Source organism: Streptococcus sp. Marseille-Q5986, assembly GCF_946902915.1.
Classification (GTDB): domain Bacteria; phylum Bacillota; class Bacilli; order Lactobacillales; family Streptococcaceae; genus Streptococcus.
The window spans coordinates 82,724-89,966 of the sequence record NZ_CAMPPY010000006.1 but is presented as its reverse complement, the minus strand read 5'-3'; the positions used below and the strand labels follow the sequence as shown (position 1 = coordinate 89,966).

6 protein-coding genes and 1 other RNA gene are annotated in these 7,243 nt (G+C 41.4%); 5 read left to right on the top strand and 2 right to left on the bottom strand.

The genetic code is table 11. The annotated features are described in order from the left end of the window. Positions 1 to 361 precede the first annotated feature (361 nt). Positions 362 to 2,521, bottom strand: a complete 2,160-nt coding sequence (gene pbp1a / locus OVN21_RS08530) for a penicillin-binding protein PBP1A (RefSeq protein ID WP_267248066.1) — start codon at positions 2,519 to 2,521, stop codon at positions 362 to 364. Continuing rightward, positions 2,518 to 3,114: a Holliday junction resolvase RecU gene (gene recU / locus OVN21_RS08525; protein WP_267248065.1), complete on the bottom strand. Its 597-nt coding sequence runs from the start codon at positions 3,112 to 3,114 to the stop codon at positions 2,518 to 2,520. Before recU ends, pbp1a begins: the two co-directional genes overlap by 4 nt. A 66-nt stretch (positions 3,115 to 3,180) precedes the next feature. Between recU and OVN21_RS08520 the strand changes: the two genes are divergently transcribed. The 5 genes from OVN21_RS08520 (at position 3,181) to mapZ (ending at position 7,198) form a co-directional block, all read left to right on the top strand. Beyond that, a complete protein-coding gene (locus OVN21_RS08520) occupies positions 3,181 to 3,708 on the top strand; it encodes an SLOG family protein (protein WP_267248064.1) in 528 nt (175 codons plus the stop codon). A gap of 69 nt (positions 3,709 to 3,777) precedes the next feature. Continuing rightward, complete coding sequence (gene gpsB, locus OVN21_RS08515; protein ID WP_323744051.1) at positions 3,778 to 4,104, top strand: cell division regulator GpsB; 327 nt, start codon at positions 3,778 to 3,780, stop codon at positions 4,102 to 4,104. A gap of 22 nt (positions 4,105 to 4,126) precedes the next feature. After that, positions 4,127 to 4,508: RNase P RNA component class B (gene rnpB / locus OVN21_RS08510), an RNA gene on the top strand. A gap of 83 nt (positions 4,509 to 4,591) precedes the next feature. Continuing rightward, the gene (locus tag OVN21_RS08505) at positions 4,592 to 5,749 is read left to right on the top strand and encodes a THUMP domain-containing class I SAM-dependent RNA methyltransferase (protein WP_267248062.1); all 1,158 of its coding nucleotides are present in this window, start codon (positions 4,592 to 4,594) and stop codon (positions 5,747 to 5,749) included. A gap of 12 nt (positions 5,750 to 5,761) precedes the next feature. Beyond that, a complete protein-coding gene (gene mapZ, locus OVN21_RS08500; protein WP_267248061.1) occupies positions 5,762 to 7,198 on the top strand; it encodes a cell division site-positioning protein MapZ in 1,437 nt (478 codons plus the stop codon). The last annotated feature ends 45 nt before the right edge of the window (positions 7,199 to 7,243 follow it).

Genomic DNA, 7,243 nt, shown 5'->3' with positions numbered 1-7,243 from the left:
TAGTATGTTTGTCAACTGTAATGGGTTGAAGTCAGCTAAGAACGAGAAAGGACAAATTTCGTCCTTTCTTTGTTTATTGCCAACTAGTTAGAGATATTTCTCCGCTATTTAGCCAGATAGTATGTTTTCTACAACAAAATAGGCTCCATAATATCCTTAGGGGATTTACCCACTACAAATATTATAGAGCTGAAAATGAGTCTGGAACAAAAGTCTAATCTTAAGTATAAAAAGCGAACAAAACGAGTTATCTCACACTCGGAATTCTGTCTTGTTCGCTTTTTTGTCTAATCTATCGATTTTAAAAATTTATAATAAAGCATTCCTAAAATCAAAATCTTTTCGTCTCAGACTCTAAATGTTACGGTTGTGCTGGTTGCGAATTCTGGTTTTGTTGCCCAGAGGGTGTATTTGATTGTTGCGTATTATTGTTAGGATTGGTAGTCGTACTATCATTTGTGCTTGGAGTAGTTGAGCTAGACTGTGAAGTTGAACTATCTGATGATGAGCTTGAATTTTCAGTTGATGGAGTTTGTTGTGGAGCAGGTGAGATCCACGTAGAACGAGCACCATTTTTAAATACGAATTCTCCATTTCTGTAGAGCCCCTCAGGCATAGTCCAGTCACCCGGATGATCATCTTCAGAGAGATAAGTCATCATTGAACGGTAGACCTTAGCAGCGACATAGAAGCCATCACCAACGATAGGAGTAAGGCGGTTTGAGTAACCTGTCCATACAGCCATTGAATACTTGCGAGTATAGCCAACGAACATTTCGTCCGGAGCTACATAACCCGTATTTTTGATGGAGTTTTCAATCTCATCATCTGTATAGTTTGATGTACCAGTTTTACCAGCTTGTGGTAGCCAAGAGAGGTAGGCTCCTCGACCAGTTCCGTATGCCAAGACGGTTTTCATCATATCTGTCATCATATAGGCTGTCGTTTCTTTCATAGCACGTGTACCAGAATCGGAGAATTCTTTTGAACTGCCATCACTAAAGACAATCTTATTGATATACATAGGTTTACGGTAGATACCGCCATTGGCAAAAGCAGCGTAAGCCGCAGCCATCTTCTCGCTGCTTGCTCCATACTTTTTATCAGATTCGGTTGTATTACTTGAAATAGCATTAGCATAGTGTATGCTTGGGTAGTCAATACCTAGTCCATTTAGGAAGTTCTTGGCACGATCGAGTCCTACTTTTTCTAGCGTTTCTACAGCCGGCACATTCCGTGATTGTTGGAGAGCATACTGGAGTGTTATGTTTCCAAAGTAACTCTTATCCCAGTTATAGACAGGGGTAGAGGTTCCAGGGTAATTATAAGGACTATCGTGAACAATCGAAGCAGTTGAGTCATAAACGCCATATTCCAAAGCAGGAGCATAGTCTGTAATAGGCTTCATGGTAGAACCCCAGTCACGGTTAGTTTCTACAGCCTGGTTTATTCCAAAGGAAACGTTACTTGATTGGTGGCGAGCACCTAATTGGGCAATGACTTTCCCGTTTGTGACATCAACGATAGTAGAGGCCACCTGTAACTCATCATCTGGATAGTTGACATACTCGTCCGTATTGTAAATATCCCAGAGATGTTGTTGAACCTTAGAATCAACGTTTGTATAGACTTCCATACCCGTAGTTAAAAGGTTGTAGCCTGTTTCCTGTTCAACTTGATCAATCACCTCTTTGAGGTAATTATCCATGTAAGGAGGATAACTGTTAGCTGATTTTAGGCTTTGAAGTCCATCTGTAATAGGAGTATTAATCGCTTTTTCATATTGCTCAGCTGTAATGTAGCCTTGCCCTTTCATCTCAGAGAGGACGAGATTACGACGTTCTTGGGCGGCTTCCGGATGCGAGTATGGATCATATTGGTTTGGAGCCTGAGGCATTCCAGCAAGGAGGGCCAATTGAGGGATACTCAAATCTTTGAGGTCTTTGCCATAGTAACTTTGAGCAGCCGTCTGCATTCCGTAGTTACCGTTTGACATGTAAACCTTGTTGATGTAGTAGGTCAAGATCTCTTGTTTAGTCGCTTTTTGTTCTAGCTGAACGGCGAGCCATGCCTCCTGAGCCTTACGAGAAAGGGTTTGATCAGAAGTTGACGTAGAGAAATAGGTTAACTTGATCAACTGCTGCGTCAAAGTTGAAGCCCCCTGAAGGCCTCCACCACGAAGATTTCGTAGGGTGGCACCTAGGATACGGATAGTATCAATTCCTCGGTGATTAAAGAAGCGATGGTCTTCAATCGAAACAATAGCGTTGACCAAATCGGTCGGTATTTCGTTTGCTTGTGCATTGACTCGACGTTCTGAACCAAGATCAGCGATGAGTTCATTGTTGCTGTTATAAATTTTACTAGACGTTGTAGCGACTAGTTTACTTTCAGATAGGGCTGGGGTCTTGCTAACATAGTAGAGAAAGAGACCTCCACCCAGCATAATAGCTGCGATAAATACAGTTAAGAAGCAGATACTGATATATTTAGCTATTCGCAAGATAGTTTGTTTATTCATCTTGTTTTACCACCTAGTAAATGTTCTTTGATAATATCGAGATAGGGAATCTGGGGAAAGGCACCCAGTTCAATCCCGTATCCATTTTCTCGAATATATCCAAGTGGCATTGACTTTTGCCTCTTATCTTGATGATAGAAACGAATCAGGTCAATAGCCGGCAATAAATAAGTTTCTTGCTGAGAAGCAAAGTGAAGAAGGGCAAAGCAGATTCCTCGCTGGGCAAGAACCTGTTCCATATGCTGAATCTGATGGTGATGGAAATTTTTCATCGGAATCGCATGTTTTTGCCTAGTTTCCTTTGCTTCAAAGTCGATGTAATATCCATCATAAACCCCTGAATAGTCTGTGGTGGAAGCTTGTCTGAAGTAGGCTTCGACGATCTTGGCTCGACTTCTTTGGGGATAATCGACATGTACGATTTGGATGGGAGTTGGTTTCTTGTGAATCACTGCCAACCCATGCGACAAGTAATAATCGTTCGTAGCGTTGATCATCTTTTCAAAAGACATTCCCCGATTTGCGAACTTTTTAGTTTGTGACGGGGGAACTTGTCTCTTCTGTGATGAAATTTTATGTGGATAGTTGACCATAATTCTCCTTATTGGTACAATAATATCACTTTATTATATCATAAATTTACAAAGAAAGGGTTAAAAATGACAACAGCCTTGATTTCAGGCTATTCTGCCTTCGACCTTGGTCTCTTTAATGACAAGGATATTCGCGTTGATATTATCAAAACAGCTATTCGGAGAGGCCTGGAGTGTTTAGCGGAGGAAGGGGTGACCTGGCTTGTCTTTACTGGGTCTCTGGGCTTTGAGTACTGGGTGCTTCAGGTGGCGAAAAACATGAAAATAGACTGTGGATTTCAGCTGGCGACCATTTTTGATTTTGAAACCCATGGTAGTAACTGGAATGAAGTCAATCAAATGAAGTTGAGCGAATTCAAGCAAGTTGATTTTGTCAAATATGCCTATTCACAATATGAACACAAGGGACAACTACGTGATTATCAGAAATTTTTACTGGAGAACACAGATATTTGCTATCTTTTTTATGATGAAGAAAACAAAACTAAGTTACAATATTTTTACCAAATGATGAAAAATCAAGCGAACTATGTTACAAGGCAATTAACATTTGATGAGTTAAATGAACTAGCAGAAAATTTTTCTGAAAAGTAACCCTTTGACCTTGATTTTTATTTGTCTTTTTTTATATAATAATACTAGTAACCCAGAATGGAGAGAGACATGGCAAGTATTATATTTTCGGCAAAAGATATTTTTGAACAAGAGTTTGGACGCGAAGTACGTGGATATAGCAGATCAGAGGTGGATGAATTCCTCGATGATGTGATTAAGGATTATGAAACCTACGCAGCTTTGGTTAAATCCCTTCGCCAAGAAATTGCTGATTTGAAGGAGAAGTTGTCTCGTAAACCACAGGCGGCTCCAACTCAACCAGACTCTATTGAAGTAACAGCTTCTACTTCAATGACAAACTTTGATATTTTGAAACGCTTAAATCGTCTTGAAAAAGAAGTATTTGGTAAGCAAATCTTAGACAATCGAGATTGATATTGAGTAAGGGATGAGTGCAATTTTTGGATAATCGCGTGAAGAGAATTTCTTTTCATGAGGAAAGTCCATGCTAGCACAGGCTGTGATGCCTGTAGTGTTTGTGCTAGGCGAATCCATAAGCCTAGGGACGAGTAATCGTTACGGCAGTCGAAATGGCTAAGTCTTCGGATAGGTCAGAATAGGCTTGAAAGTGCCACAGTGACGGAGTCTTTCTGGAAACGGAGAGAGTGGAACGCGGTAAACCCCTCAAGCTAGCAACCCAAATTTTGGTCGGGGCATGGAGTGCACGGAAACGAACGTAGTACTCTGACTGCTGGCAGCTTCATGCTGTTAGCGGTAGACAGATGATTATCGAAGGAAGTGGGCCTAGTCACTTCTGGAACAAAACATGGCTTATAGAAAATTGCATATAGGTTGGGGCTGAGAAATCTTTCTCAACCTCATTTTTTAAAGTGAACAAGAGAAAGGTCTTGCAAGACTAGAAATGAAAGAACAATTTAATTTAATCGTAACTGCTGCGGCGGGTCTTGAGGCTGTTGTTGGACGTGAGGTGCGAGCCCTTGGTTATGATTGCCAGGTTGAAAATGGGCGTGCCTGCTTCCAGGGAGATGTGAAGGCAATCATTGAGACCAATCTTTGGCTTCGGGCAGCAGATCGTATCAAAATTATCGTAGGAACTTTCCCAGCTAAGACTTTTGAAGAGCTGTTTCAGGGAGTTTTCGCCCTAGATTGGGAAAATTATTTACCACTTGGGGCTCGATTCCCGATTTCAAAAGCCAAATGTGTTAAGTCTAAACTCTACAACGAGCCCAGTGTTCAGGCTATTTCTAAGAAGGCTGTTGTGAAGAAATTACAAAAACACTATGCCCGCCCAGAAGGAGTTCCCTTGATGGAAACTGGCCCCGAGTTTAAGATCGAGGTATCCATTCTTAAGGATGTGGCAACTGTTATGATTGACACGACAGGTTCTAGCCTCTTTAAACGTGGATATCGTACGGAAAAGGGTGGAGCTCCTATCAAGGAAAACATGGCAGCGGCCATTTTGCAACTTTCCAACTGGTATCCAGATAAGCCCTTGATTGATCCGACCTGTGGTTCAGGAACTTTCTGTATTGAGGCGGCTATGATTGCTAGAAAGATGGCGCCGGGTCTTCGCCGTTCCTTTGCTTTTGAGGAATGGAACTGGGTCAGCGATCGATTAATCCAAGAGGTCCGTACTGATGCTGCTAAGAAAATCAATCGTGAGATAGAGCTGGATATCATGGGCTGTGATATTGATGCTCGTATGGTAGAAATTGCCAAGGCAAATGCCCAAGGAGCAGGTGTTGCAGGAGATATCACCTTTAAGCAAATGCGGGTACAAGATTTGCGCTCAGACAAGATCGATGGCGTTATCATTTCCAATCCACCATATGGGGAGCGCTTGTCCGATGATGCAGGAGTTACGAAACTTTATGCTGAGATGGGACAGGTCTTTGCACCACTGAAAACCTGGAGTAAGTTTATCCTGACGAGTGATGAAGCTTTTGAAAGTAAGTACGGAAGTCCAGCAGATAAAAAACGAAAACTCTATAACGGGACCTTAAAAGTGGATTTGTATCAATACTTTGGTCAGCGTGTGAAACGCCAAGAGGTAAAATAGAAAGGTAAACTCATGAGCAAGAAAAGACATGATCGTCATAAAAAAGAACAGCAAGAGCCACAATTCGACTTTGATGAAGCAAAAGATTTGACTGTTGGTCAAGCAATTCGTAAGAATGAAGAGGTTGAGGCTGGAGTATTGCCTGAAGACAATATCTTGGACAAATACATCAAACAGCACCGCGAAGAGATCGAGGCAGATAAGTTCGAAACTCGTCAGTTTGAAAAAGAAGAATTGGCTTCTACTCGAAACTTAGAGGAATTGATCCAAGAAGTTCGTGAAACAAGTGAACTTTCTGGAGAGGTAGAAGGTTCAGATGTGGTTTCCGAGGAATCTATTGAAGAGATAGATAATGAAGAAACTACTCAGTTTGTTTCCCCACTTCAAGATGAGGAAAGTACTGAAATAGAGTCTCTTGTTTTAACAGAAACAGCATCCAAGGAAATGAATGAGGAAAATGAGGAACAAGAAGAAACCTATACTTCCCTATCACGATCAGTACAGACGGAACCTGAAACAGGCTCTAAAAAGAAACGTGTGATTACCATCGTTTCTGTGGTAGCTGCGATTCTTGTTCTTGCTGGGACGTATTATGTTTACCGTCAGGTATCTCGTTCAAACCAAGAAATCCAGTCTTCTCAATCATCTTCAGGAAATCAAGAATCGCAAACTGACTTGCAAGAGTTCAATACGCTTTATGATGCCTTCTATACAGATGCCAATAAGACTGCTTTAAAAAATAGCCAGTTTGATAAGTTGAGCCAACTCAAGACCTTGCTTGATAAGCTAGAAGGTAGCCGTGAACATACGCTTTCAAAATCTAAGTATGATAGTCTAGCAACGCAAATCAAGGCCATTCAAGATGTCAATGCACAATTTGAAAAACCAGCTATTGTGGATGGTGTTCTGGATACCAATGCCAAAGCTCAATCTGATGCTAAATTTACAGAGATTAAAACTGGGAATACTGAGATTGACAAAGTGCTAGATAAGGCTATTAGTCTAGGTAAGAGCCAGCAAACAAGTGCTTCCAGCTCAAGCTCAAGTCAAGCAAGTTCAAGTTCCACTACAGAAAACAATGCAAGCAGTACGACGCCTTCAACAAGTACCACAGCACCAGCTAGAGATACAAATGGTGGTTTGTCTGGCGATGGGGTTAATCTTCAAAGAAGTGCTAGTCGTGTACCCTACAACCAATCAGCTGTAGACGATAGCAACAATCCTGCCTGGACCTTTGCAGATGGTGTATTGGAACAAATCCTAGCAACCTCACGTGCTCGTGGCTATATCACTGGCAACCAATACATTCTCGAACGTGTCAATATTGTAAACGGAAACGGCTATTACAACCTTTACAAACCAGATGGAACCTACCTCTTCACCCTCAACTGTAAGACTGGTTACTTTGTAGGGAATGGCTCTGGCCACGCAGATGACTTGGACTATTAGGAGGCGTTATAAAATTCTTTCCTTTCATAGGTAAAAATGATAAAA

Coding starts and splice junctions, on each gene's coding strand:
- pbp1a (WP_267248066.1), bottom strand. CDS start 2,521: ATGAATAAACAAACTATCTTGCGAATAGCTAAATATATCAGTATCTGC.
- recU (WP_267248065.1), bottom strand. CDS start 3,114: ATGGTCAACTATCCACATAAAATTTCATCACAGAAGAGACAAGTTCCC.
- OVN21_RS08520 (WP_267248064.1), top strand. CDS start 3,181: ATGACAACAGCCTTGATTTCAGGCTATTCTGCCTTCGACCTTGGTCTC.
- gpsB (WP_323744051.1), top strand. CDS start 3,778: ATGGCAAGTATTATATTTTCGGCAAAAGATATTTTTGAACAAGAGTTT.
- OVN21_RS08505 (WP_267248062.1), top strand. CDS start 4,592: ATGAAAGAACAATTTAATTTAATCGTAACTGCTGCGGCGGGTCTTGAG.
- mapZ (WP_267248061.1), top strand. CDS start 5,762: ATGAGCAAGAAAAGACATGATCGTCATAAAAAAGAACAGCAAGAGCCA.